At 71.4% G+C, this 25,463-nt stretch carries 18 protein-coding genes; 6 read left to right on the plus strand and 12 right to left on the minus strand.

Annotated features, from left to right (window positions below):
* The first annotated feature begins 12 nt into the window (after nt 1–12).
* The gene (locus P8A20_RS10545) at nt 13–816 is read left to right on the plus strand and encodes a siderophore-interacting protein (RefSeq protein WP_147959648.1); all 804 of its coding nucleotides are present in this window, start codon (nt 13–15) and stop codon (nt 814–816) included.
* 6 nt (nt 817–822) lie between these two features.
* On the opposite strand, the gene P8A20_RS10550 is transcribed toward P8A20_RS10545, so the two are convergent.
* Complete coding sequence (locus tag P8A20_RS10550) at nt 823–1,422, minus strand: TetR/AcrR family transcriptional regulator (protein ID WP_147959647.1); 600 nt, start codon at nt 1,420–1,422, stop codon at nt 823–825.
* Between the two features lie 189 nt (nt 1,423–1,611).
* On the opposite strand from P8A20_RS10550, the gene P8A20_RS10555 reads away from it, so the two are divergent.
* Entirely contained in the window at nt 1,612–3,903 is a 2,292-nt protein-coding gene (locus P8A20_RS10555; protein ID WP_306103391.1) for an exo-beta-d-1,3/1,6-glucosidase, read from the plus strand.
* 106 nt (nt 3,904–4,009) lie between these two features.
* On the opposite strand, the gene pruA is transcribed toward P8A20_RS10555, so the two are convergent.
* Nucleotides 4,010–5,641 (minus strand): L-glutamate gamma-semialdehyde dehydrogenase, encoded by a 1,632-nt coding sequence (gene pruA, locus P8A20_RS10560; protein ID WP_147959646.1) that lies wholly within the window; start codon nt 5,639–5,641, stop codon nt 4,010–4,012.
* A 93-nt stretch (nt 5,642–5,734) separates the two neighbouring features.
* Complete coding sequence (locus P8A20_RS10565; protein ID WP_147959645.1) at nt 5,735–6,715, minus strand: proline dehydrogenase family protein; 981 nt, start codon at nt 6,713–6,715, stop codon at nt 5,735–5,737.
* 177 nt (nt 6,716–6,892) lie between these two features.
* On the opposite strand from P8A20_RS10565, the gene P8A20_RS10570 reads away from it, so the two are divergent.
* Nucleotides 6,893–8,032, plus strand: coding sequence for a PucR family transcriptional regulator (locus P8A20_RS10570; protein ID WP_306103392.1), 1,140 nt, complete (start codon nt 6,893–6,895; stop codon nt 8,030–8,032).
* A 139-nt stretch (nt 8,033–8,171) separates the two neighbouring features.
* Here P8A20_RS10570 and P8A20_RS10575 read toward each other — a convergent pair whose 3' ends face one another.
* Nucleotides 8,172–9,077 (minus strand): NADP-dependent oxidoreductase, encoded by a 906-nt coding sequence (locus P8A20_RS10575; RefSeq protein ID WP_147959643.1) that lies wholly within the window; start codon nt 9,075–9,077, stop codon nt 8,172–8,174.
* 114 nt (nt 9,078–9,191) lie between these two features.
* Between P8A20_RS10575 and P8A20_RS10580 the strand changes: the two genes are divergently transcribed.
* Nucleotides 9,192–9,626: a MerR family transcriptional regulator gene (locus P8A20_RS10580; protein WP_306103393.1), complete on the plus strand. Its 435-nt coding sequence runs from the start codon at nt 9,192–9,194 to the stop codon at nt 9,624–9,626.
* Nucleotides 9,627–9,836: 210 nt separating this feature from the next.
* Here P8A20_RS10580 and serA read toward each other — a convergent pair whose 3' ends face one another.
* The 6 genes from serA to P8A20_RS10610 all read right to left on the minus strand — a co-directional run bounded on the left by serA (nt 9,837) and on the right by P8A20_RS10610 (nt 19,511).
* Nucleotides 9,837–11,429 carry a phosphoglycerate dehydrogenase gene (serA, locus tag P8A20_RS10585; RefSeq protein WP_147959641.1) on the minus strand — a complete coding sequence of 531 codons (1,593 nt, stop codon included), beginning with the start codon at nt 11,427–11,429 and terminating at the stop codon, nt 9,837–9,839.
* Nucleotides 11,430–11,730: 301 nt separating this feature from the next.
* Nucleotides 11,731–12,732 carry a ketol-acid reductoisomerase gene (gene ilvC / locus P8A20_RS10590; protein ID WP_147959640.1) on the minus strand — a complete coding sequence of 334 codons (1,002 nt, stop codon included), beginning with the start codon at nt 12,730–12,732 and terminating at the stop codon, nt 11,731–11,733.
* Nucleotides 12,733–12,837: 105 nt separating this feature from the next.
* A complete protein-coding gene (ilvN, locus tag P8A20_RS10595) occupies nt 12,838–13,365 on the minus strand; it encodes an acetolactate synthase small subunit (protein WP_014153920.1) in 528 nt (175 codons plus the stop codon).
* A gap of 22 nt (nt 13,366–13,387) precedes the next feature.
* Nucleotides 13,388–15,244, minus strand: a complete 1,857-nt coding sequence (locus P8A20_RS10600) for an acetolactate synthase large subunit (RefSeq protein ID WP_306103394.1) — start codon at nt 15,242–15,244, stop codon at nt 13,388–13,390.
* A gap of 217 nt (nt 15,245–15,461) precedes the next feature.
* Nucleotides 15,462–18,293, minus strand: a complete 2,832-nt coding sequence (locus P8A20_RS10605) for a putative bifunctional diguanylate cyclase/phosphodiesterase (protein ID WP_147959638.1) — start codon at nt 18,291–18,293, stop codon at nt 15,462–15,464.
* Between the two features lie 267 nt (nt 18,294–18,560).
* A complete protein-coding gene (locus P8A20_RS10610; RefSeq protein ID WP_306103395.1) occupies nt 18,561–19,511 on the minus strand; it encodes a 2-hydroxyacid dehydrogenase in 951 nt (316 codons plus the stop codon).
* Between the two features lie 131 nt (nt 19,512–19,642).
* On the opposite strand from P8A20_RS10610, the gene P8A20_RS10615 reads away from it, so the two are divergent.
* Both P8A20_RS10615 and P8A20_RS10620 read left to right on the plus strand, forming a co-directional pair.
* Nucleotides 19,643–20,599, plus strand: a complete 957-nt coding sequence (locus tag P8A20_RS10615) for an aldo/keto reductase (protein WP_187282193.1) — start codon at nt 19,643–19,645, stop codon at nt 20,597–20,599.
* A gap of 92 nt (nt 20,600–20,691) precedes the next feature.
* Complete coding sequence (locus P8A20_RS10620; RefSeq protein ID WP_147959635.1) at nt 20,692–21,870, plus strand: PQQ-dependent sugar dehydrogenase; 1,179 nt, start codon at nt 20,692–20,694, stop codon at nt 21,868–21,870.
* An 88-nt stretch (nt 21,871–21,958) separates the two neighbouring features.
* Here the strand turns inward: P8A20_RS10620 and P8A20_RS10625 are convergent, their stop codons facing one another.
* Nucleotides 21,959–24,997: a helix-turn-helix transcriptional regulator gene (locus tag P8A20_RS10625; RefSeq protein ID WP_261988663.1), complete on the minus strand. Its 3,039-nt coding sequence runs from the start codon at nt 24,995–24,997 to the stop codon at nt 21,959–21,961.
* 72 nt (nt 24,998–25,069) lie between these two features.
* Nucleotides 25,070–25,279, minus strand: coding sequence for a hypothetical protein (locus P8A20_RS10630; protein ID WP_147959634.1), 210 nt, complete (start codon nt 25,277–25,279; stop codon nt 25,070–25,072).
* Nucleotides 25,280–25,463 lie beyond the last annotated feature (184 nt).

A 25,463-nucleotide genomic window follows, 5' to 3' on the forward strand; every position in this document is an offset into this window, starting at 1 on the left:
CACCGCCACAGCATGCTGCCCAAGGTGCAGTCCCCCGAGTCCCGGCGCATGATCACGCTGGAGGTACGCCGGACCGCGAGAACAACCCCCAACTTCATCACCGTCACCCTCGGCGGCCCCGGGATGGAGCATCTGCTGCCGACCGGATTCGATCAGGCCGTGCGCCTGTTCTTCCCTCGCGCGGGACAGACCGGCCTCACGATGCCCACCCTCTCCAGCGAGGCGTGGATGGCCCAGGTTCTGCTCCTGCCGAAATCACGCAGACCCCGGGTGCGGAACTACACCGTCCGACGGGTCCGTCCCGAACTCGCGGAACTCGACATCGAGTTCGCCCTGCACGGCGACACCCCGGCCTGCTCCTGGGCCCTGGGAGCCCGCCCCGGCGACCCGGCGGGCATATTCGACATGGGCCTGACCTACCTCCCGCCGGCCGGCACGGAAGGGCAGTTGCTCGTCGCGGACGAGAGCGCCGTACCCGCGGTCCTCGCCATCCTCGAGAGCGTGCCCGCCTCCCTGGAGGCGGAGGTCTTCCTGGAGGTTCCGGAGACGGCGGACATCCGCGAGGACGTCCGGGCGCCCGAGGGCGTCCGTGTGCACTGGCTGGCCCGGAACGGCTCCGACGGTCCCCCCGGCCGGCTCGCGCTCGCCGCGGTCAGGGCGGCGGCCCTGCCGCCCGGCCGCTCCTACACCTGGGCCGCGGGAGAGTCCGGCCTGGTCACCGGGGTGCGCCGGCATCTCGTACGCGACCGGGGCGTGCCGAGGTCGGACATCGCGTTCCACGGCTACTGGCGGCACGGCCGCTCCAGCCCCGGCTGAGGCGTCTCAGAGGTCCACGGTGAGCTGCGCCTCGATGTGGGCGCGCAGCACACCGGCCATGTCCGTGGTGCAGTCACTGAGCAGCCACTGCACCTGGAGCCCGTCCATCAGGGCGATCAGCTGCCGGCCCGCGGCGCCGGGCGCCACATCGGCCCGCAGCGCGCCCTCCAGGCGCGCCTGTTCGTATGCGAGCCGGGCGCCCGCCACCGAGTTCTCGTAGCGGCGTACGAAGTACTTGTGTGCCGGGTGGTCGGCGGCCGTCGCCTCGGCGGAGACCACCGAGAACAACTCGACGATCCCGCGCCGTGCGGAGTTCAGCGCGGCCAGTTCGGCGAACCGGCGCAGCCGGCCGACGCCGGTGGTGCCGCCGAGCGACAGCCACTCGCCGTCCACGTCGTCGCGGCGTTCGAGCACCGCCAGCAGCAGCGCCTCCTTGGTCGGGAAGTGATGCAGCAGGCCGGTGTGCGAGATGCCGCACCGGGTCGCGATCACCCGCAGCGACGCGCCTCTGTATCCGGCCTCACCGAACAGGGCCATGGCCTGGTCGAGGATCTCCCGCCGCTTCGCACGGCCCTTCGCGTAACCACGCGGCGCTTCCGCGGTCACTCGCCACTCTCCCGGTCCGCCGGCGTGGATGCGGCCTGGCACTTCGGTGCGTCTGTTCGCCGTTCGGCTCCCCGGAGGATCCGCCCCCGGAGGGTCCACCCCCGGCAATTCCGGATTCCCGAAGATACTTACCAGGTGGTCGGTATTGACTCTATGGTGAAGGCGAACCGTGTCGCGAAAGGACCCCCCGTGTCCCCCTCCCTGCCCTACCTCGACCCCGCACTCCCCGTCGCCGAGCGGGTCGGCGACCTCCTCGGCCGCATGACCCTGGCCGAGAAGACCGGTCAGATGCTCCAGCTGAACGCCAAGGACGGGGTGCGCCAGGCCATCGAGGACCTGCACGCGGGTTCGATCCTCCACGCCTCCCCCGAGCGGGTACTCGAAGCGGCGGCGCTGACGGAGCGGACCCGGCTGGGCATCCCGCTGCTGGTCGCGGAGGACTGCATCCACGGCCACTCCTTCTGGGAGGGGGCCACGATCTACCCCACCCAGCTCGGCCTGGCCGCGACCTGGGACCCGGAGCTCGTGGAGCGCGTCGCCAGGGCCACCGCCGTCGAGGTCGCCGCGACCGGAGTCCACTGGACGTTCTCGCCGGTGCTCTGCATCACCCGGGACCTGCGCTGGGGCCGGGTCAGCGAGACGTTCGGCGAGGATCCCTTCCTGATCGGCGAACTGGCCTCGGCGATGGTCCGCGGCTACCAGGGCGACGGCCTGGGAGACCCGACGGCGGTGCTGGCGTGCGCCAAGCACTTCGCCGGCTACTCCGAGACGCAGGGCGGCCGGGACGCCAGCGAGGCCGACATCTCGCGGCGCAAGCTGCGCTCCTGGTTCCTGCCGCCGTTCGAGCGGGTCGCCCGCGAGGGCTGCCGCACGTTCATGCTCGGCTACCAGTCGATGGACGGGGTGCCCGTCACCGTCAACGACTGGCTGCTCAACGAGGTGCTGCGCGGCGAGTGGGGCTACACGGGCACGCTGGTCACCGACTGGGACAACGTCGGCCGCATGGTGTGGGAGCAGCGGATCTACGCCGACGACACCCAGGCCGCCGCGGCGGCGGTCCGGGCGGGCAACGACATGGTGATGACGACCCCCCAGTTCTTCGAGGGCGCGCAGAACGCCGTCGCCGAGGGCACGCTGGACGAGGCGGAGATCGACGCGGCGGTTCGGCGGGTCCTGACCCTCAAGTTCGAGCTCGGTCTGTTCGAGAACCCCCGCCATCCCGACACCGACCGGCAGGCGGCGGTCATCGGCAGCGCGGAGCACGCCGTGCTGAATCTGGAGGCCGCCCGACGCTCCCTGGTCCTGCTGGCCAACGACGGCACGCTTCCGCTGGCCGGCGGCTTCGTGGCGGGCCGGGACGGACGCGCGGTCGCCGGGGCGGGGACGGCCCCGCGCACGGTCGCCGTCGTCGGGCCCAACGCCGACGACGCGCAGACCCAGCTGGGTGACTGGGCGGGCTCCTCCGGCCAGGCCGACTGGCTGCCGGACGGGCACCCCCGCGCCATGATCCGTACCGTGCTCGACGGCTTCCGCGAGCACGTCCCGGACGGGTGGGACGTCACCTACGCCCGTGGGGCCGAGATCCTCTCCGTGGGACCCGACCCGGAGGGGGCGTTCTTCCCGGACGGGCAGCCCCGGCCGGACGTCGTCGTCCCCGCGGAGCCGTCCGGAACCCTGATCGCCGAGGCCGTCGCCGCGGCCGGGGCCGCCGACTACGTCGTCGCCGTGGTGGGCGACCGTATCGAGCTGGTGGGCGAGGGACGTTCCACCGCCACCCTGGAACTCGTCGGCGACCAGATCGCGCTGCTCGACGCGCTCGCCGCGACCGGCAAGCCGCTGGTCGTCGTGGTCATCAGCTCCAAGCCCCTGGTACTCCCGCCGGCCGCCCTCGGCGCGGCGGCGGTCGTACACGCCTTCAACCCGGGCATGCAGGGAGGCCGGGCGGTGGCCGAGGTCCTGCTGGGCCTCGTGGAGCCGTCGGGCCGGCTACCCGTCTCCTTCGCCCGGCACGCGGGTCAGCAGCCGACGTACTACAACCAGATCCGCGGTCAGCACGGCTCCCGGTACGCCGACCTCACCCAGCGTCCGGCCTTCGTGTTCGGCGAGGGCCTGAGCTACACGACCGTCGCCTACTCCGGTCTCGAGGTGCTCACGGCGGACGTCGGGGAGAGCGACACGCTGCGGGCTCGCGTCACCGTCCGCAACACGGGCGACCGGCCGGCCCTGGAGACCGTGCAGGTGTACGTCAGCGACACCGTGACGTCCGTGACCTGGGCCGAGAAGGAGCTCAAGACCTACCGCCAGGTGAGGCTCGCCCCGGGCGAGGAGCGTGAGGTGCTGCTGGAACTGCCCGTCGCCGAGTGCACCCTCGTGGACGCGGCGGGCCGCCGGGTCGTCGAGCCCGGCGCCTTCGAGCTGCTCGTCGGCCCGTCCTCGGACGACGGCACCCTGCTGCGGGCGGGTTTCACCGTGAAGGGCTGAGGGCGGCCGCGCGCCGGGACATGGAAACCGCCTCCCGGCCGGCGGGGGGAGCCGGTCGGGAGGCGGAGCGCGGGGCGGGGCGCCCGGTGAGGGCGCCCCGGGGGCGTCAGCCCTGGTGCGGGTAGGTGTACTCGGTCGGCGGGACCAGCGTCTCCTTGATGGCGCGGGTCAGGGTCCAGCGCTGAAGGTTCTGCGGGGCGCCCGCCTTGTCGTTGGTGCCGGAGCCACGGCCGCCACCGAAGGGCTGCTGGCCGACGACGGCACCGGTCGACTTGTCGTTGATGTAGAAGTTGCCGGCGGCGTAGCGCAGCTTGTCCATCGTGTACGCGGCGGCCGCACGGTCGTTGGAGATGACGGCGCCGGTCAGCGCGTAGTCGGAGACCGACTCCATCTGCTCCAGCATGGCGTCGTACTTCTCGTCCTCGTAGACGTGGACGGCCAGGATCGGGCCGAAGTACTCGGTGGTGAAGACCTCGTTGGCCGGGTCGTCGCACACGATGACGGTCGGGCGGACGAAGTAGCCGACGGAGTCGTCGTACGTACCGCCGGCGACGATCGTGCAGGTCGGGTCGGCGGCGGCGCGGTCGATCGCGGCCTTGTTCTTCGCGAAGGAACGCGCGTCGATGACGGCGCCCATGAAGTGCGACAGGTCGGTGACGTCACCCATGGTGATGCCGTCGACCTCGGCCGCGAACTCCTCCTTGAAACCGGAGTTCCAGATGGAGGCGGGAACGTAGGCGCGGGAGGACGCGGAGCACTTCTGGCCCTGGTACTCGAAGGAGCCACGGGTCAGCGCGGTCTTCAGGACGGCGCGGTCGGCGCTCGGGTGCGCGACGACGAAGTCCTTGCCGCCGGTCTCGCCGACGAGCCGCGGGTAGGTGCGGTAGTTGGCGATGTTGTTGCCGACCGTCTTCCACAGGTGCTGGAAGGTGGGGGTCGAGCCGGTGAAGTGGACACCGGCCAGGTCGCGGTGGTTCAGCGCGACCTCGGAGACGGCGATGCCGTCACCGGTGACCAGGTTGATGACGCCCTTGGGCAGCCCGGCCTCCTCCAGGAGCTGCATCAGCAGCACGGCGGCGTGGGTCTGCGTCGGGGACGGCTTCCACACCACGACGTTGCCCATGAGGGCGGGCGCGGTGGGCAGGTTGGCCGCGATGGCGGAGAAGTTGAACGGCGTGATCGCGTAGACGAAGCCCTCGAGCGGGCGGTGGTCCATGCGGTTCCAGACGCCCGGGGAGTTCGCCGGGGGCTGCTCGGCGAGGATCTGGCGCGCGTAGTGCACGTTGAAGCGCCAGAAGTCGACGAGCTCGCAGGGACAGTCGATCTCGGCCTGCTGCGCGGTCTTGCCCTGGCCGAGCATCGTGGAGGCGGCCAGCGTCTCGCGCCAGGGGCCGGAGAGCAGCTCGGCGGCGCGCAGGATGATGGCCGCGCGGTCGTCGAAGGACATGGCGCGCCAGGCCGGAGCGGCGGCGAGGGCCGCGTCCACGGCGTCCTGGGCGTCCTGCTCGGTGGCACCGGCGAAGGTGCCGATGACGGCCTTGTGGTTGTGCGGCTGCACGACGTCGACACGCTCGCCGCCGCCCATGCGCTTCTCGCCGCCGATGGTCATCGGCAGGTCGATCGGGTTCTCGCCGAGCTCCTTGAGCTTCGCCTCCAGACGGGCGCGCTCCGCGGTGCCGGGGGCGTAGGAGTGGACCGGCTCGTTGACCGGCGCGGGGACCTGGGTGACAGCGTCCATGAGTGCCTTGTCTCCTTGGTTGAGGTGGGTGGTCGGCCGGGCGGGTCAGCCCTGGTTCAGCCTGGTAGGGCGCTGCGGTTCCGGACCGTCGGTTCAGCCCTTGGTGAGGACGGAGCGGCCGAAGAACAGCAGGTTGGCCGGCTTCTCCGCGAGGCGGCGCATGAAGTAGCCGTACCAGTCGGTGCCGTACGCCGTGTAGACGCGCATCCGGTGGCCCTCGGCCGCGAGCCGGACGTGCTCCTCGCTGCGGATGCCGTACAGCATCTGGAACTCGTACTCGTCCAGTTTGCGCCCGGCCTGGCGTGCGAGCTCCTGGCCGATGGCGATGAGACGGGGATCGTGCGAGCCGATCATCGGGTAGCCCTCGCCCTGCATCAGCGTCTTCAGGATGCGGACGTACGCCTTGTCGATCTCCGGCTTGCTCTGGTACGCGACGGAGGCGGGCTCCTTGTAGGCGCCCTTCACCAGGCGGACCCGGCTGCCCGCGGCGGCGAGGCGGCGGGCGTCGGCCTCGGTGCGGAACAGGTAGGACTGGATCACGCAGCCGGTCTGCGGGAAGTCCTTCCGCAGTTCCTCGTGGATCGCGAACATCGAGTCGAGGGTGGTGTGGTCCTCGGCGTCCAGCGTGACCGTGGTGCCGATCGCCGCGGCGGCCTCGACGACGGGGCGGACATTGGCGAGGGCCAGGTAGTGGCCGCCCGGGAATTCGGGGGCGGAGCCGGAGGGTCCTCCGTCGAGGGCGGTGGTGGGTGACGGGAGGGACTGTCCGAACATCGACAGCTTGACGGACATCTCGGCCCGGGCGCCGAGCCCGAGCTCCTTCAGACGGCCGATCAGCTCCAGGTAGGCGTCGCGCGCGGCGGCGGCCTGCTCCGGGGTGGTGATGTCCTCGCCGACGACGTCCAGGGTGACCTCGAGGCCCTTGTCCGCGGCATCCCGGACGACCGGGACGACCTGGTCGACGCTCTCACCGGCGATGAACCGGTCGACGACCTGCTTGGTGCCCGGCGCTGCCGAGATGAAACGACGCATCTTGTCGCTGCGTGACGCGGCGAGAATCACGGGACCCAGCACTGGGCACCTCCACGGAGTACGAACGAGGCCGTACCGGTACGGATGTGAACGGACCGGGACGGCACGGAGAACCACTGTGAAATCTAGGTACCCCCGGCATCGCGTGCCATCGACAGCTGTCACGCATCCGTGCACTGGATCTCAGACATATGTCTGAAGGGGTGCGAGAATGGCCGGGTGAAGGGCGATTACCAGGAGCTGGTCGACGAGATCTCCGCGCTGCTCAGCGCCCCCGCGACCCTGGAGAACCGAGATTTCGGCCTGGTCGCCTTCGGGGCCCACGACAGCGACGACGACACGGCGATGGACCCCGTCCGTACGCGCTCGATCCTCACCCGGCGCTCCACCCCCGCGGTCCGCGCCTGGTTCGAGGGCTTCGGCATCACCCGGGCGACGGGCCCGGTCCGCATCCCCGCCGCACCGGAGGCCGGGGTCTTCCGGGACCGCATCTGCCTCCCGGTACGCCATCGGGGTGTCGTCCTCGGCTACGTGTGGCTGCTGGACGCCGACCCGGGGCCGACCGACGGACAGCTGGCGGCGGCGATGGACGTCGCTGCCCGGATCGGCGCCTTGCTCGCCGACGAGGAGCGGGCCGGCACGGACCTCTCGCGGGAGTTCGGCGCGGTGCTCGTCGCGGTGGGCGGCTGGCAGCGCGACATGGCGGTGTCCGCGCTGCGCGAGGCGCTCGGCGCCGACGCGGACGGGCTGCACACCGTGGTCTGCGTCGCCCCGTGGGAGGGGGAGGCCCCCTCCGCGCGCACGGTGCCCTCGGCGGCGGCCCTCGCCGCGGTTGCCGGACCCGGCCCGCGGGCCCTGGCCGTCCTGGTCCGGCTGCGCTCCCCCGAGACGCTCGACCCGGCGACGACAGCCGCGGAACGGCTGCGTACGGTGGCCGGGCCCGCCGCGACCGCCGGCCTCGCCGCGGCCCGCCGGGGTCTGGCGGAGCTGGCCGACGCCTGGCACGAGGCGCTGTCCTCCGCCCGCGCGGCCTCGGCGGAATCCCGCTTCGGCCCGGTCACCGACTGGTCGGCCATCGGCCCCTACCGGCTCCTCGCAGCGCTGCCCCGCACCCCGGGCACCGCGCCCGACCAGGCCGTCCGCACCCTGCTGGCCCCGGCCCACGCGGAACTCGCCCGTACCGTCGAGGTGTTCCTCGACCGTGCGGGCCAGGCGAGCCGCACGGCCTCCGCACTGGGCATCCACCGCCAGACGCTCTACTACCGCCTCGCCCGGGTCCAGCAGCTGACCGGCCTCGACCTCAACGACGGCGAGGACCGGCTGCTGCTGCACATGGCGCTGAAGGCCGCACGGCTGTGAGTGGCCGGAGGTCTCGCGACGTGAGCCCGCCCGCATGATCATCGGCACTGGACGAAGATCGCCGGCGCACGGGCGACGACAGCCACTGCCGCCGCCCGGCCGGTGCTGACCCGCTCTCCGCCGTGCACGGCAGGTGGGGTCAGAGGATGACCACGATCTTTCCCCGCACGTGTCCGCGCTCGGAGTGGGCGTGCGCCTGCGCGATCTCCCGTAGGGAGTAGGTCTGTTCGATGCGCGGCACGTAGCGTCCCTGCTCGCCGAGAGCGCCCGCTTCGGCAAGGAGCGTGGAATCGTTGACCGCGTTGACCACCCGGACGCCCAGGCGCTGTGCGTTCACATGGTCGGCGACCGTCACCACGCGGTCCGGGCCGCCGGCGATCTCGACGAGATCGGCCAGGGAGCCTGAGGCGGCGGCGTCGAGGACGAGGTCGACCCCGTCCGGGGCCAGGCCGGCGAGACGTTCCGCCAGGCCCGCACCGTAGGCGACGGGAAGGGCGCCCAGGGACGTGAGATACGCGTGGTTCCGCTCACTGGCCGTACCGATCACGGTGGCCCCCAGAGCGCGGGCGATCTCGACCGCCGCGCCGCCGACCCCTCCGGCAGCCCCCTCGATCAGCAGGGTTCGGCCCTCCAGCCGACCGAGCGCCTTGAGTCCGCCCAGCGCCGTCACGGATGCCAGACCGGCCGCGGCGGCCTCCGCGTCGCTCCAGTTGGCGGGGGCGGGAGCCCAGGCCGAGAGCACCGCCAGTTCGGCCGTCGCGCCCGTCACCCCACCCAGACCGAAGACGCGGTCCCCGATGTCCACCGAGGTGACCCCCTCGCCGATCGTGTCCACCAGACCTGCGACGTCGCGTCCCGGGATCGCCGGCAGATCGACCGGGAGGAAGTCGCGCACGGATCCGTTACGCACCTTCCAGTCGACGGGATTGACCCCGGCCGCCGCGACACGGACGCGGATCTCTCCGGGCCCCGGCAGCGGGTCCGGGGCCTGCTCGACGACCAGGGTGTCCGTACCGCCGTACTCGTGGTAGCGGGCTGCGCGCATGATGACCTGCCTTGCTTGTCCGGACCGCTCGGTATGACTTGACGTCCACTACGCTAAAACCTGACGTCGGCGTCAGGTGCAAGCCGAGGCGTCAGCCGGGAGAGAGGAATACGCGTGCGGATCGGAGAGGTGGCCCGCCAGGCCGGGGTGAGCGTGAGAGCTCTGCGCTACTACGAGGAGCAGGACCTGCTGCGGTCCGAACGCAGCTCCGGCGGGCAGCGCCAGTATCCGGACTCCGCTGTCGACCGGGTGCAGCTCATCCAGCAGCTGTTCGCCGCCGGGCTGCCGAGCAGATCGGTGCGGGAGGTGCTGCGCAGCGTGTACTCCGGCACGGTGGCGCCGGACCTGCTGGATCAGCTGGAGAGCGAGCGCGCGCGGATCAGCGGACGGATCACCGCCCTCCTCGCCGCGCGTGAACGGCTCGACGGAGTGATCGCCACCACGCGCAACCCGCCACCCGAGTGCGCCCACGGCCGGACGTCGGACGGCCCGGCTCGCGGCGCCGCACCGAGCAGCCGCCCGTCCGCACTCGGAGCGACGGGCAGGTGAGAGCCGCCCGTGCACTCCGCTCATGAGCGGCTGCCGAAGGCGATGCCCAGGGGGCACGGAAAGCCGGATCGCGGCAGAAGCCACTGCTGACGACATCGCTGTCCCGGACTCCCCGCAGTCGCGCCCCTGGGCCCCGCGAACGCGAAACGGCCGCGCCCGGCCGACGGATCAGGGTCCGTCGGCCGGGCGCGGCCGTTGTGACGCGGTGGGTCAGTCGGTGAGGTTCACCGAACGGGCCGAGGCAGCGCCGATCTCGTCGGCGATCTCGGTGAGCACCGACTGCGGGATGGTGTCGTCGACGGTGAGGACGACCAGCGCCTCGCCGCCCGCGTCCTGCCGCGAGACCTGCATGCCCGCGATGTTCAGACCGGCCTCGCCGAGGATCTTGCCGACGGCGCCGACGACGCCGGGACGGTCCTCGTAGCGCAGGACGACCATGTGGTCGGCGAGCGCCAGGTCGACGTCGTGCTCGCCGATCGCGACGATCTTCTGGAGGTGCTTGGGGCCGGCCAGCGTGCCGGAGACCGCGACCTCCTCGCCGCTCGACAGCGTGCCGCGGACGGTCACCACGTTGCGGTGGTCCGGCGACTCGGAGCTGGTCGTGAGGCGGACCTCGACACCGCGCTCCTGCGCGAACAGCGGGGCGTTGACGTAGGACACCGTCTCGTCGACGACGTCCTCGAAGACGCCCTTGAGCGCGGAGAGTTCGAGCACCTTCACGTCGTGCTGCGTGATCTCGCCGTAGACCTCGACGTCGAGACGGGCAGCGACCTCGCCCGCGAGCGCGGTGAAGATCCGGCCGAGCTTCTCGGCGAGCGGCAGTCCGGGACGCACGTCCTCGGCGATGACGCCGCCCTGGACGTTGACCGCGTCGGGCACGAGCTCACCGGCGAGGGCGAGACGGACGGACCTGGCGACGGCGATGCCCGCCTTCTCCTGCGCCTCGTCGGTCGAGGCACCGAGGTGCGGGGTGCAGACGACCTGGTCGAACTGGAACAGCGGGGAGTCCGTGCAGGGCTCCTTGGTGTACACGTCCAGGCCCGCGCCGGCGACCCTGCCCTCCTTGAGGGCGGAGGCGAGCGCCTCCTCGTCGACGATGCCGCCGCGCGCGGCGTTGACGATGCGCACCGAGGGCTTCACCTTGTGCAGCGCCTCGTCGCCGATCAGGCCGAGCGTCTCCGGGGTCTTGGGCAGGTGCACGGTGATGAAGTCGGAGACCTCGAGCAGCTCGTCCAGCGTGAGGAGCTTGACGCCCATCTGCGCGGCACGCGCGGGCTGTACGTAGGGGTCGTACGCGACGATCTTCATGCCGAAGGCGGACATGCGCTGCGCGACCAGCACACCGATGCGGCCGAGGCCGACGACGCCCAGGGTCTTCTCGCTGAGCTCGACACCCGTGTACTTCGAGCGCTTCCACTCGCCGTTCTTCAGGGCGGTGTTGGCCTGCGGGATGTTGCGCGCGGTGGCGACGAGCAGACCACAGGCCAGCTCGGCCGCGGTGACGATGTTGGACGTCGGCGCGTTGACCACCATCACACCGGCCTTGGTGGCCGAGGAGACGTCGACGTTGTCCAGACCGACTCCGGCACGGGCGACGACCTTGAGCTGCTTCGCCGCGGCGATGGCCTCGGCGTCGACCTTGGTGGCGGAGCGCACCAGGATCGCGTCGACGTCGGCGATCGCGGGAAGGAGTGCGGCGCGGTCCGCGCCGTTGCAGTGCCGGATCTCGAAGTCCGGACCCAGGGCGTCAACCGTGGCGGGCGACAGCTCTTCGGCGATGAGTACGACAGGTTTCGAGCTCACGTGAGTCCTCACAAGTCCAGTGCGGACGGCCGTCCCGACGGCCGCAGGCGGTGGAGGGGCTAGCCGCGTGGAAGACGCACGACACTGTGGGCCCTGACGCGTATATGTGTTGAGCAGTGTAGTCATGCGGCCGGGCGCGGGATGCGCCCCGGTGGAAGGATCACCCGCACGGGGTGGACGGCCTGTACAGACGTACGGGGGCCGCCTTCCTCCACCCGCCTCACGCCGCAGTGACACGGGATGTGAGGCCGGCCTTGTGCCGGGGGGCGGGCCCGCTGCGGACCCGCCCCCCGGCGAGAACTCAGGCGTCCTCGTCGTCGACCCAGCTCATGAGCTTGCGGAGCTCCTTGCCGGTGGTCTCCAGCAGGGACTCGCTGTCGGCCTTCTTGTACTCGTTGTACTTGGGCAGACCGTTGTGGTACTCGGCCATCCACGCCTTGGCGAAGGTGCCGTCCTGGATCTCGGCGAGGACCTTCTTCATCTCGGCCTTGGTGGCGTCCGTGATGATGCGCGGGCCGGTGACGTAGTCGCCCCACTCGGCGGTCTCCGAGATGGACCAGCGCATCTTCTCCAGGCCGCCCTCGTACATGAGGTCCACGATGAGCTTCAGCTCGTGGAGGCACTCGAAGTACGCGATCTCCGGCTGGTAGCCGGCCTCGGTCAGGGTCTCGAAACCGGCCTTGACCAGGGCGGCGGTGCCACCGCAGAGGACGGCCTGCTCACCGAACAGGTCGGTCTCGGTCTCCTCGGTGAAGGTCGTCTTGATGACGCCGGCGCGCGTGCCGCCGATGCCCTTCGCGTAGCTGAGGGCGAGCTCCAGGCCCTTGCCCGAGGGGTCCTGCTCGACGGCCACGATGCACGGGACGCCGCGACCCTCCTCGTACTGGCGGCGGACCAGGTGACCCGGGCCCTTCGGGGCGACCATGCAGACGTCGACGTTGGCCGGCGGCTTGATGAAGTCGAAGCGGATGTTCAGGCCGTGGCCGAAGAACAGCGCGTCGCCGTCCTTGAGGTTGTCCTTGACGGACTCCTCGTAGACCTGGGCCTGGATCGGGTCCGGGACGAGGATCATGATGACGTCGGCCTCGGCGGCGGCCTCGGACGGGGTCACCACGCGAAGGCCCTGCTCCTCGGCCTTGGCCTTGGACTTCGAGCCCTCGTGCAGACCGACACGGACGTCGACACCCGAGTCACGCAGCGACAGCGCGTGGGCGTGGCCCTGGCTGCCGTAGCCGAGGACCGCGACCTTGCGGCCCTGGATGATGGACAGGTCGGCATCGTCGTCGTAGAACAGCTCGGCCACTGGGTCTTCTCCTTGGTGTGCAGGTGTTGCGTCCCACCGTACGGCGGGGTGCGTGGGGTACGTTGCCGGGTCTCGCCATGCGAGCGGCGAGATGGCCGGAAGGGGTTACGCCGTACGGTCGAGTGCGCGCAGGGAACGGTCGGTGATCGAGCGCGCGCCGCGCCCTATGGCGATGGTGCCGGACTGGACGAGCTCCTTGATGCCGAACTGCTCCAGCATCTTGAGCATGGCCTCCAGCTTGTCGGCGCCCCCGGTCGCCTCGATCGTGACGGCCTCCGGGGAGACGTCCACGGTCTTGGCGCGGAACAGCTGGACGATCTCGACGATCTGGGAGCGGGTCTCGTTGTCGGCGCGGACCTTCACCAGGACGAGCTCCCGCTGGATCGCTGCGGTGGGCTCGAGTTCGACGATCTTCAGGACGTTGACCAGCTTGTTGAGCTGCTTGGTCACCTGCTCCAGGGGCAGGCCCTCGACATTCACGACAATGGTGATGCGTGAGATGTCGGGATGTTCGGTGGTACCGACCGCGAGCGAGTCGATGTTGAAGCCGCGCCGGGAGAACAGGGCCGTGATCCGGGCGAGGACACCGGGCTTGTTCTCGACCAGGACGGAGAGCGTGTGCTTGGTGGACATGGAGTCTGTCTCTCTCTGTCTCTCAGTCGTCTTCGTTGTCGGCGAAGTCGGGGCGGACGCCGCGCGCTGCCATGACCTCGTCGTTGGAGGTGCCGGCGGCGACCATCGGCCACACCATGGCGTCCTCGTGGACGATGAAGTCGATGACGACCGGGCGGTCGTTGATCGCGTTGGCCTCGGCGATGGCCTTGTCCAGGTCGGCCGGGTCCTCGCAGCGGATGGCGTAGCAGCCCATGGCCTCGGACAGCTTGACGAAGTCAGGGACGCGGGTGCCCTTGGCGGCGTTGCCGTCCGCGTCCGGGCCCGAGTGCAGCACGGTGTTGGAGTAGCGCTGGTTGTAGAACAGGGTCTGCCACTGGCGCACCATCCCGAGGGCGCCGTTGTTGATGATCGCGACCTTGATCGGGATGTTGTTGAGCGCGCAGGTGGTGAGTTCCTGGTTGGTCATCTGGAAGCAGCCGTCACCGTCGATCGCCCAGACCGCACGCTCGGGCATGCCGGCCTTGGCGCCCATGGCGGCCGGGACCGCGTAGCCCATGGTCCCGGCACCGCCGGAGTTGAGCCAGGTGGCGGGCTGCTCGTACTGGATGAAGTGCGAGGCCCACATCTGGTGCTGGCCGACGCCCGCCGCGAAGATCGTTCCCTCGGGGGCGAGTTCGCCGATGCGCTGGATGACCTGCTGCGGCGAGAGGCTGCCGTCCTCCGGCAGGTCGTAACCGACCGGGTAGGTCTCGCGCCAGCGGTTGAGGTCCTTCCACCAGGCGCTGTAGTCGCCGGTGTTGCCCTCGGTGTGCTCGGCCTGGACCGCCTGGACCAGGTCGGCGATGACCTCGCGGGCGTCACCGACGATCGGGACGTCGGCGGCGCGGTTCTTGCCGATCTCGGCCGGGTCGATGTCCGCGTGGACGATCTTGGCGTAAGGGGCGAAGCTGTCCAGCTTGCCGGTGACGCGGTCGTCGAACCTGGCCCCGAGCGCGACGATCAGGTCGGCCTTCTGCAGCGCGGTGACGGCGGTGACCGAGCCGTGCATGCCGGGCATTCCCACGTGCAGCGGGTGGCTGTCGGGGAAGGAGCCGAGCGCCATCAGGGTGGTGGTGACGGGCGCTCCGGTGAGCTCGGCCAGGACCTTCAGCTCGGCGGTGGCGCCGGCCTTCATGACGCCGCCGCCGACGTAGAGCACGGGGCGCTTGGCCTGGGAGATGAGCTTGGCGGCCTCGCGGATCTGCTTGGCGTGCGGCTTGGTGACCGGGCGGTAGCCGGGCAGGTCCATCGTCGGCGGCCAGCTGAAGGTCGTCCTCGCCTGCAGCGCGTCCTTGGCGATGTCGACGAGGACCGGGCCGGGGCGGCCGGTGGAGGCGATGTGGAAGGCCTCGGCGACCGTGTGCGCGATGTCCTCGGCGCGGGTCACCAGGAAGTTGTGCTTCGTGATCGGCATCGTGATGCCGCAGATGTCGGCTTCCTGGAAGGCGTCCGTGCCGATGGCCGCGGAGGCCACCTGACCGGTGATGGCGACCAGGGGCACCGAGTCCATGGCGGCGTCGGCGATCGGGGTGACCAGGTTGGTCGCACCGGGACCGGAGGTGACCATGCAGACACCGACCTTGCCGGTGGCCTGTGCGTAACCGGTGGCCGCGTGACCGGCACCCTGCTCGTGGCGGACCAGGATGTGACGGACCCGGGTGGAGTCCATCAGCGGGTCGTACGCCGGAAGGATGCAGCCGCCGGGGAGCCCGAATACGGTGTCGGCGCCGACTTCCTCGAGAGAACGGATGAGGGACTGCGCGCCCGTGAGGTGCTCAACGGTGGCGGAGGACGGTCCGCCGTTACGGGCCCGCGGCTGCGGGTGCTGAGCCCCGGTTGCCTGCTCGGTCATCGGCATTCTCTTCTCGAAGCTGAGGGTTTATGCGGTGTTTTTGTGGTGCTTTGCAAGGTCCCGGTGCAACAAAAAACCCCTCGTGCCGTGAGGCAAGCGAGGGGAGCGCGCCGGTGCGGTCTGCGGGGTGTCCATGAGTGACCCTGCTTCAGCCGACGCGCTTTCCAAGTACGAGAATTCGGGTGCGCATGGCATTGACCCTCTCTCCGGCACGCGCACGGTGTCAAGTGGGTGGGACGGGAGTCTCATCATGTGAGCGGCCCTGGAGCGGGATCACGCCACCCGCGAGAACCGGCTGAGCAGCCGGGACGATGCCCGGGACGGGGTACTTTCCCCTGATCAGGGTGCGCCGCAGCCGGTACTCGTCCAGGGGGCCCGCGAAGGCCATCCCCTGACCGTGGGTGCACCCCATGGCACGCAGGGCGCGCACCTGTTCGGGCACGTCCACGCCGTCCGCCACGGACTGCATGCCGAGATCTCCCGCGATGCGCAGCAGCCCGCTGGTGATCTTGTGCAGCCTCGCCGACTCGACGACGCCCTCCACCAGGCACCGGTCCAGTTTCAGGACGTCGATGGGGAGCCGGCGCAGGGCGTTGACCGCGGCGTATCCGCTGCCGAACCCGTCGAGTGCGATCCGGACCCCGAGGCGGCGGAGCGCGACCAGGCGTTGTTCCAGCTCGTCGAAGGAGATCCGGGGGTCGTTGTCGCCCACTTCGATCATCAGGGCGCCGGAGGGCAGCCCGTGCCGCGTCAGGAGCGCCTCGACGGAGCCCGGCGGCAGCGCGCGGTCCAGGAGCCTCGCGGCCGACACCCGTACGGAGACGGAGACCGGGTGCCCGGCCCGGGACCGGTCGGCGGCCTGCTCAACGGCCTCCTCCAGCAGCCAGGTGCCGAGCTCGGCCGCCCGTTCGCTGTCCTCGGAGACACGGAGGAATTCGGCGGGGGTGAACAGGATGCCCTGCGCGGAGCGCCAGCGGGCCTGGGCGGCGACGGCCGCGACAGTGCCGCTGGCCAGGTGGACGACAGGCTGGTGCAGCAGGGCGAACTCTCCGTCGCGCAGCGCCGTGCGCAGCCGCGCGGCGAGCTCCGACCGGCGCACGACGTCGGCCTGCATCTGGGGAGCGTACAGCTCGACCCGGCCCTTGCCGTTCGCCTTCGCCCGGTACATGGCGAGGTCGGCGTTGCGCATCAGGTCCTTGGGCGTGATGGAGGGCTCCGCGAAGGCGACCCCGATGGAGGCGGCCACCCGCACCTCGCCGGTGCCGATCCGGTACGGCTGGGAGAGCCGCAGACGCAACCGGTCGGCGATCTCGTGGACCTGGTACTCCCTGGCCGCCTGGTCGCGGGTTCCGTCGCCGACGATCAGCGCGGCGAACTCGTCGCCCCCGAGCCGTGCCGCGGTGTCCGAGGCGCGCACGGACTCCTGGAGGCGGCGTGCGGCCTGGACCAGGAGTTCGTCGCCAGCCTGGTGGCCGACGGAGTCGTTGACCGCCTTGAAGCCGTCGAGGTCGATGAAGAGGACGGCGGTGCCGGGGTCCCCGGCCCTGCGCCCCCCGAGGGCCTGGCCGACCCGGGTGGTGAAGAGGGCGCGGTTGGGCAGGTCGGTGAGCGGGTCGTGTTCGGCGTTGTGCTGGAGCTGCGCCTGCAGCCGGACCCGCTCGGTCACGTCCCGGCTGTTGAGCAGCAGGCCGCCCTGGTGGCGGTTGACGGTGGACTCGACGTGGAGCCAGTCGCCCGTGCCCGATCCGAAGCGGCACTCGATCCGGGTGGTGGGCTCGTCGCGGGCCGGTGCGGCGAGGAAGCGCCGCAGCTCGTGGACCACTCCCCCGAGGTCGTCGGGGTGGATGATGGACGACAGCTCCGTGCCCATGAGGTCCTCGGCGTCACGCCGGTAGACCCCGGCAGCCGCGGGACTCACGTAGCGGAGCACCCCGCTCGGCTCGGCGATCATGATGACGTCGCTGGAGCCCTGCACGAGGGAGCGGAAGTGGCTCTCCTTCTGGGCCAGTTCCTGGTTGAGCGCGATGTTGTCGAGGAGCATGATCGCCTGCCGGAGGACCAGGGCGAGCACCACCGTGCAGCCGGTGAGCACCACCACCCTGTCGACCCTCCGGCCCTCCACGACGTTGTACAGGATGCCGAGGGTGCAGACCGCCGCGGCCAGGTAGGGCGTGAGTGCCGCGAGGGACCCGGCGATCGGACGGCTCGCGGACCGCGGCTCCGGGAAGGCGGCCTCGACAGCGTTGTCCTGGCCGCGATGGGCGCCCCAGGGGGCGTAGGCGAGCAGCAGGGAACCGGCGAACCAGCCCGCGTCCAGCAACTGGCCCGAGTGGTACGACGAGCGCAGCAGCGGGGCCGTGAACAGGGCGTCGCACAGCACGGTCAGGGCGAGGCCGGCGATCGCGGTGTTCACCGCCGACCTGTTCATGCTGACCCGCCGGAAGTGCAGCGCGAGGACCATGGAGACCAGCACGATGTCGAGCAGGGGGTAGGCAAGTGAGAGCGCCGCCCTGGCCACGCTCTCGCCCTCGGCGTTCGCGACCTGGGCGGTGTGGGCCAGGGCGAGGCTCCAGGAGAGCGTCAGCAGGGACCCGCCGATCAGCCAGGCGTCCAGCACGAGGCAGACCCAGCCCGCCCGTGTCACGGGCCGTTTGGCCAGGACGAGCAGTCCGACGATGGCCGGCGGGGCGAAGCAGAGGAAGAAGAGGTCAGCGAGGGAGGGGGAGGGCACCTCACGTCCCAGCACCACCTCGTACCACCCCCAGACCGCGTTGCCTCCGGCGGCCATGGCGGAGGAGAGCGAGAAGAGGAGCCAGGCGGGCCGGAAGCGTCCGCCGCCCACGCGGGCGTAGAGGAAACAGGAGACCGCGGCGATCAGGGCGGCAACACTGAGGCCGAAGTCCCCCATGAAGAGGGCGACTCCGGGCGATCCCCAGCCGACCGCGGCACCCACCGCGTATCCGGCGCACACGACGGCGAGGACGAGCTGGGCGCGCAGCCCGGGGGTCCGTCCGGCTGCCGGCTGCCGGGAGAGCAGGGCCCCGAGGGCGCTCACCGGAGAACCCCTCGGGCCTGGCCCGGCGCCCTCGCCACCGTCGGCCTCTTCTGCCCGTCCCGCCGCGTCGGTTCGTATCTCCACTGGCCGAACATCGCCCGTCGCCCCCTCGCGATCCGCTTCCTCCCCGGCGCCGCCCCTTCCACGGCGCTGCCCTCTTGTGGACGATACACCAGAGTCGTCACTCAGGGACATAGTTGCTCTACTCTCCGTGACGACCTGAGGTGTTGTGGGGACGCGGAGCGGTCGAACGGCTGCGGAGCGTGGTCAGCCGGTCGTGAGGACGAGGTTGCCGACCGGCTCTCCCGCCGCGAACCGGGTGAGCTGTCCGGCCAGCAGCCGCTTGGCCCGGGGCAGGAACGCGGAGGTGCTGCCGCCCACATGCGGGGTGATCAGTGTGTGGGGAGCATGCCAGAGAGGATGGCCGGCGGGCAGGGGTTCGGGGTCGGTCACGTCGAGTGCGGCACGCAGTCGCCCCGACTCGAGTTCGGACAGCAGGGCGTCGGTGTCGACGACGGCGCCGCGTGCGACGTTCACGAGCAGCGCGCCGTCCCGCATCGCGGCGAGGAAGCGGGGGCCCACCAGCCCTTGCGTGGAAGGGTTCAGCGGAGTGGACAGGATGACGACGTCGGCTTCGGGGAGCAGCGCCGGAAGCTCCTCGATCGCGTGCACGGGACCGCGCGCGGTCGTCCGCGCGGAGCGTGCGACGCGCACCACCCGCGCGCACTCGAAGGGTTCGAGCCGGTCCTCGATGGCCGCGCCGATCGATCCGTACCCCACCACGAGCACGGACTTGTCGGCGAGCGCCGGGTAGAAGCCGGACCTCCACTCCTCCTTGTCCTGGCCCTGCACGAAGCCCGGGAACCCGCGGAGCGAGGCGAGGACGAGTGCGAGTGCGAGCTCGGCCGTCGATGCCTCGTGCACGCCCTTGGCGTTGCACAGCCGGACTCCCGCGGGCAGCAGACCTAGCCCCGGCTCGACGTGGTCTATGCCCGCCGAGAGGGTCTGGACGACCTGGACCGCGTTCATCCCGCCGAGGGGGCGGACCGCGACCTCGGGCCCCTTCATGTACGGGACGACGTAGAACGCGCAGTCGGCCGGATCCGCCGGGTAGTCCCGGTCACCGTCCCAGAAACGGTAGTTGAGACCCTCGGGGAGCCCGTCGATCTCCTCGGCGGCGAAGGGCAGCCATACGTCTGTGGCAGTTGCAGAAGTCATGGTCACGAGGCTATGCGAAGGCCGCGGAACCGCAGAGGCTACTTTGGGGTGCTGGTGGGCCCCGTGATCATGGAACCGAGGGAGGGTTCGGGGAGTTGGAGCGCAGGACTATCGGTGCGACGGCGCTCGCCGTGGGTGCGGTCGGGCTGGGCTGTATGCCGATGAGCTGGGCCTACAGCACGTCGCAGCAGCGCGGTGACCGTTCGGTGCGGACCGTGCACGCCGCACTGGACGCGGGCGTCCAACTGCTCGACACCGCCGACATGTACGGGCCCTTCACCAACGAGCTGCTCATCGGCCGGGCCCTCAGGGGACGACGGTCCGAGGCGTTCCTCTCCACGAAGTGCGGTCTGCTGGTGGGCGACCAGCACGTCGTGGCCAACGGACGTCCCGGCTATGTGCGCCGGGCCTGCGACGCCTCGCTGCGCCGGCTCCGGACCGATGTGATCGATCTCTACCAGCTCCACCGTGCGGACCCCGAGGTACCGGTCGAGGAGACCTGGGGAGCGATGGCGGACCTGGTGACCGCCGGCAAGGTGCGGGCGCTGGGGCTGAGCGCGGTGGGGGCGAGGGCCGGCCGCGGACCGGGGGCGCGGATGCACGACGGGACCGTCCGGCAGCTGGAGCGGGTCCAGCAGGTCTTCCCCGTCAGCGCGGTCCAGGCGGAGCTCTCCGTGTGGTCGCCCCAGGCCTTGGAGGACCTGCTGCCCTGGTGCTCGGCCCGGGGTGTGGGCCTGCTGGCGGCGATGCCGCTGGGCAGTGGTTACCTCACGGGCACGCTCAAGCCCGGCCAGGGTTTCGAACCGGACGACACGCGGGCCAGGCACCCCCGCTTCACCGCGGAGATGATGGCGGCCAACCAGCCCGTGGTGGCGGGGCTGCGCAGGATCGCGGAGCGGCACGGCGCCACTCCGGCGCAGGTGGCTCTGGCCTGGGTCCTGGAACAGGGTCCTTACGTGGTGCCCGTGCCCGGCGCGAAGCAGGAGCGGTGGGCCGTGGAGAACGCGGGAGCGGCGGGGCTGGTGCTGACGGACCGGGACCTGGCCGAGATAGCCGGGCTGCCGCGTGCCCGCGGGTCGTGGGACTGACCCGTGGCGGGAGAATTGGCGGAGATCGGGAACCCGTGACGGAGCGGCGGTGTAAGAACAGTAGTCGAGCGACCGTCGAAAGGATCGGTGCTGTGCAAACTCCCGCGCTGCGCAACGGGGTGGTGGCCCTGCTCGCCTCGGCCTCCCTCCTGCTGTCCGCCTGTTCGTCCGGCGACGGCCCGGCGGCCGGTGAGGAGGCGTCCTCACCACGGGCCAGCCCCACGTCCGCCCCGGCCTCGGCGAGCCCGTCGGCGGACCTCCCTCCGGCCGAGGGCTCGGTCGAGGTGGTGAAGACGCTCACGGACGGACTCGCGTCACCCTGGGGCGTCGCCGCGTTGCCCGGGGGCGACCTGCTGGTCGGCTCGCGTGACGAGGCGACGATCACCCGCATCGACGCGGAGAGCGGCAGCAGGACTCTCCTGGGTTCGGTCCCGGGAGTCGCACCGGCCGGCGAGGGCGGCCTGCTCGGTCTCGCGGTCGCCCCGACCTTCGGCGCGGACCATCTCGTCTACGCCTACTTCACCACCGAGTCGGACAACCGCATCGCCCGCCTCCAGTACGACGAGAAGAAGCCCCCCGGCCAGCAGCTGGGGGCCCCGGACACCATTCTGCGAGGCATCCCGAAGGGCTCCATCCACAACGGCGGACGGATCGCGTTCGGGCCCGACCGGATGCTGTACGCGGGCACGGGAGAGACGGGGGACACGGGTCTCGCCCAGGACAAGGTCTCCCCCGCGGGCAAGATCCTGCGGATGACGCCCGACGGCGAGCCCGTGCACGGCAATCCCGAGGGCGACTCGCTGGTCTACTCCTACGGTCACCGAAATGTGCAGGGGCTGGCCTGGGACAGCGGCAAGCGGCTCTGGGCATCCGAATTCGGCCAGAACACCTGGGACGAGCTGAATCTGATCGAGCCGGGCAAGAACTACGGCTGGCCCGATGTCGAAGGCAGGGAAGGCGCATCCGGGTTCGTCGACCCGGTGGCCCAGTGGAAGACCTCGGAGGCCTCGCCGAGCGGCATCGCGTACGCCGAGGGGTCGGTCTGGATGGCGGGGCTGCGGGGTGAGCGGCTCTGGCGGATCCCTCTGTCGGGCAGGGCGGACGGCAAGCCTCTGGCCGATCCCCAGGCCTTCCTGGAGGGGAAGTACGGCCGGCTGCGCACGGTGCTCGCCGCCGGTGGCGACAAGCTCTGGCTGGTCACGAGCAACACGGACGGCCGTGGCACCGCGAAGTCGGGCGACGACCGGATCCTGCTCCTGAAGGTGAGGTAGCGGGGACCGGCGGGAGGCCGGCAGGGCACGCCCGGATCGGGTTCGGCCGGCGGTGGGGGCCTGCGGGGCCGGGAGCCCTGCCCCGGTCTCACCCCACCGTGTACAGCCGGAACCGGTGCGCCAGCGCGGCTGCCTCCCCGCGGCTGGAGACGTTCAGCTTGGCCAGGATGTTGGACACGTGCACGCTGGCGGTCTTGGGCGAGATGTACAGCTCCTCCGCGATCCGGCGGTTGGTGTATCCCGCCGCGACCAGCCGGTGCACCTCCCGCTCCCGCGAGGTCAGCCCGAAGGACTCGATCGCGTCCACCGCGGGGACGGGCTGAGCGGGCTCGTCCTCGACGGTGCCGTCCTGTCCGGCGAGCGCTATGCGGCCCCGGCCGGCCAGCAGTTCGATGTTCTCGACGAGTGGCTGCGCGCCGAGTCGCAGCGCCACCGCGTGGGCTTCGCGCAGAAGCCCTGCCGCGGGCGTCCGGTCACCGGTGGCGGCCAGTGTCGCCTCAGCCCAGCGGAAGCGGACCTGAGCCAGCTCGTAGGGGCGCTGGAGCGTGGCGAAGGCCCTGGCGGCCCTGCACCAGTGGTCGGGGGTGTCCGCACCTTCCGCGCGGGCGAGTTCCGCCTCGATCAGCACACCGTAGGCGGCCCAGACGGGGACCAGCATCGGCAGCCGCCTGAGGTGGCCCCGGATCCGGTCGAGGACCGCCGGCCGTCCGGGATCGGTGGCGGGCAGCCCGCGTGCGTCGGCCTCGATCGCGGCGGCGGTGCGGAGCAGCGGAAGAGCGTACCGCTGGGTGCCGGGCGGCAGGCCAGTGTCGGACTGCGCCTCGAAGGCTGCCCGCGCCTCGGGGAGCCTGCCCTGGTGGGCGGCGAGAGTCATGGCGTGCCGGACGGGGCAGATCAGGTGCTGCGGCTGCGGGTCGTGGAGCCCGAGGTGACGGCGGTTCAGGGCCAGTTGCTCCTCGGCTTCCTCGAAGTCGCCACGGGCCAGCGCCAGATCGGCGCGGCGGGCCGACACGAGCCCGTTCGACTTGCGCGACCGGGCCAGGGGAGCCGCGGCGTCGGCCGCCTCCAGGCTCTCGTCCCAGTGCCCCAGGGAGTAGAGCGACTGCGCCTGGTTGGCCCGCACCCAGGCCTCGGATTCGGGGAGTCCGTGACGGTGGCAGATCTCGATGCCGTGGTCGGCTGCCGCCACCGCCTCCAGGGAGCGGCCGGTGGATTCGAGCGAGGAGGGCAGGTTGATGGCGGCACGGCTCATGACGCCCACCAGGTGCAGTTCCTCGGCGCGGTCCCGGACGCCGTACATCTCGGCCAGGCCCTCCTCCACGTCGCCCGCGTCGATCGTGAGCCAGCCGCGGGTGAGTCTGGCGTGCAGCTCGATGGACTCCGCACCGACCAGCCGGGCGTACTCCACCGCACGGTCGGCCGCGACCAGGGTCTCGGCTCCGGGCCGGTGCAGGGCGCCCCAGCTCGCGACGTTCGCCAGGACGTCGGCGTGCACGGCGGACGGCTGCAGGCCTCGGACCAGGTCTTCGGCGGTGGCGAGTTCCTGCCGGCCGTCACCGCGGGAGAGGCTCTGCATCATCAGGGAGCGCTGTACCCAGAACCAGGCGGCGCGCAGCGGGTCCCCGTCGTCGCCCAGGAGGCGCAGGGCCTTCTTCGCTATGGTCAGGGCCCGTTCGCGGTCTCCGCCGAAGCGCGCGGCCACCGTGGCCTCCGCCATCAGGTCGAGATAGCGGAGCGGGTCCTCCGACGGCTCGCAGCCGCACCCCGGGTAGGCCTCGGCGTGGTCCAGGGGCCGCAGGGTCGCGCGCACGGCGTCGGGGACGTCGTCCCAGAGCTCCATGGCCCGCTCCAGCAGCCGGAGTTGCTCGCTGTACGCGAAACGGCTCCTGGCCTCCACCGCTGCCTGGAGCACGGCGGGCAGCGCCTTGACCGCGTCGTGTGCGGCGTACCAGTAGCTGGCGAGGCGCGCGGCGCGCTCGTCGGTGCGTACGAGCGACGGGTCGCCTTCCAGCGCTTGCGCGTAACGGCGGTTGAGGCGGGTGCGTTCACCGGGCAGCAGATCGTCGCTGACGGCCTCGCGGACCAGGGAGTGCCGGAACCGGTAGCCGTCGGTGTCGGGCGAGGGCAGCAGGAGGTTGGCGCCGACCGCCGCGCGCAACGCTTCGTCGAGGTCGTCCTCGGTGAGGCCGGCGACGGCGGCGAGGAGCGGGTGCTCGACCGTGGAGCCGCCCTCGGCGATGATCCGGGCGATCCGCTGCGCGTTCTCGGGCAGGGCCTCGACACGGACCAGGAGCAGGTCGCGCAGGGAGTCGGAGAGCCCGGAGCTGTCACCGCAGCACTCCACGCTGCGGGCGAGTTCCTCGACGAAGAAGGCGTTGCCGTCGGAGCGGTCGAAGATGTCGTCGACCAGTTCCGCTTCGGGGGCCATGGCGAGGATGCCGGTGAGCTGCCGGCCGACCTCCGCGTGGCTGAAGCGGTCGAGTTCGATGCGGCGGACGGTGCGGAGCCGGTCGAGTTCGGCGATGAGCGGGCGCAGGGGGTGGCGGCGGTGGACGTCGTCGGCGCGGTACGTGGCGACGACGACGAGGCGGCCGTTGCGCAGGGTGCGGAAGAGGTAGGCGAGCAGATGGCGTGTGGAGGCGTCCGCCCAGTGCAGGTCCTCCAGGACCAGGACGACCGTGCGGGCCACCGAGATGCGCTCCAGCAGGCGGGCGGCGAGTTCGAAGAGCCGGGCGGTGCCGTGCTCGTCGTTCGGTGTGCGGTCGGCCTCGCCCAGTTCGGGCAGCAGGCGGGCGAGTTCGCCCTCCTGCCCGGCCAGCGCCTCGGTCAGTTCGTCGGGCAGCGCTCGGCGCAGGGCTCGCAGCGCGGTGGCGAACGGGGCGTAGGGCAGGCCGTCCGCTCCGATCTCCACGCAACCGCCGACGGCCACGACGGCCTCGCGGCGGCAGGCCGCCGCGAGGAACTCCTCGACCAGGCGCGTCTTGCCGACACCCGCTTCGCCGCCGACGAGCAGAGCCTGCGGCTCTCCGGCGGCGGCGCGGGTGAGCGCGTCGGTGAGCGCGGCGAGCTCGCCGGCCCTGCCGACGAAGACGGGGCTGACGGTGTTGGTCTCCACGTCGCCGAGCATCGCATACGCGTGCGACAGCCTGGCTACCGATTTACGCCCGCCGCCCATCGCCCGCACGCCCGCCGTGCATCGTCACGCGGCACGGACGAACCAACTCCGGTTCTTCCCCACCCGCCCTTCGGCGTCGTGGCGTTGAGCGCGACGGTCGGCACGGAGGGCGAGCGCCGCCCGGCGGGCGGTGCGCTGCTGCTCGGCCCTGCGGATCAGCTCGGCGACGTTGAGCTGGTGCAGTTCGTACTCGTACATGGTCTTCTCCCTGGTGCGGAACGAGAGTGGGGGCACGGCTTCTTGCCGTGCCCCCACTCTCGTCCGCCAGGGGGTGCCGCCACATCGGGCGAGTGCCCCATCTCCGCGGGCCGCGGGCCTTAGTCCCCGGCGACGGATGCCTTAGGGGCCTCCCGTCCGGATCATGCCGGGGCCCTGATCCGGCCTGCTCCAGCCTGGTCCGGTCTTATCCGGTCCCATC

The organism is Streptomyces sp. Alt3, assembly GCF_030719215.1.
GTDB lineage: Bacteria > Actinomycetota > Actinomycetes > Streptomycetales > Streptomycetaceae > Streptomyces > Streptomyces glycanivorans.

What these genes read in the sequence shown, in the direction of transcription:
- P8A20_RS10545 (WP_147959648.1), top strand. Translation starts at nt 13, where the DNA reads ATGCTGCCCAAGGTGCAGTCCCCCGAGTCCCGGCGCATGATCACGCTG.
- pruA (WP_147959646.1), bottom strand. Translation starts at nt 5,641, where the DNA reads ATGGACGCTGTCACCCAGGTCCCCGCGCCGGTCAACGAGCCGGTCCAC.
- P8A20_RS10575 (WP_147959643.1), bottom strand. Translation starts at nt 9,077, where the DNA reads ATGCGCGCAGCCCGCTACCACGAGTACGGCGGTACGGACACCCTGGTC.
- ilvN (WP_014153920.1), bottom strand. Translation starts at nt 13,365, where the DNA reads ATGTCCACCAAGCACACGCTCTCCGTCCTGGTCGAGAACAAGCCCGGT.
- P8A20_RS10600 (WP_306103394.1), bottom strand. Translation starts at nt 15,244, where the DNA reads ATGCCGATGACCGAGCAGGCAACCGGGGCTCAGCACCCGCAGCCGCGG.
- P8A20_RS10610 (WP_306103395.1), bottom strand. Translation starts at nt 19,511, where the DNA reads ATGACTTCTGCAACTGCCACAGACGTATGGCTGCCCTTCGCCGCCGAG.
- P8A20_RS10625 (WP_261988663.1), bottom strand. Translation starts at nt 24,997, where the DNA reads ATGCTCGGCGACGTGGAGACCAACACCGTCAGCCCCGTCTTCGTCGGC.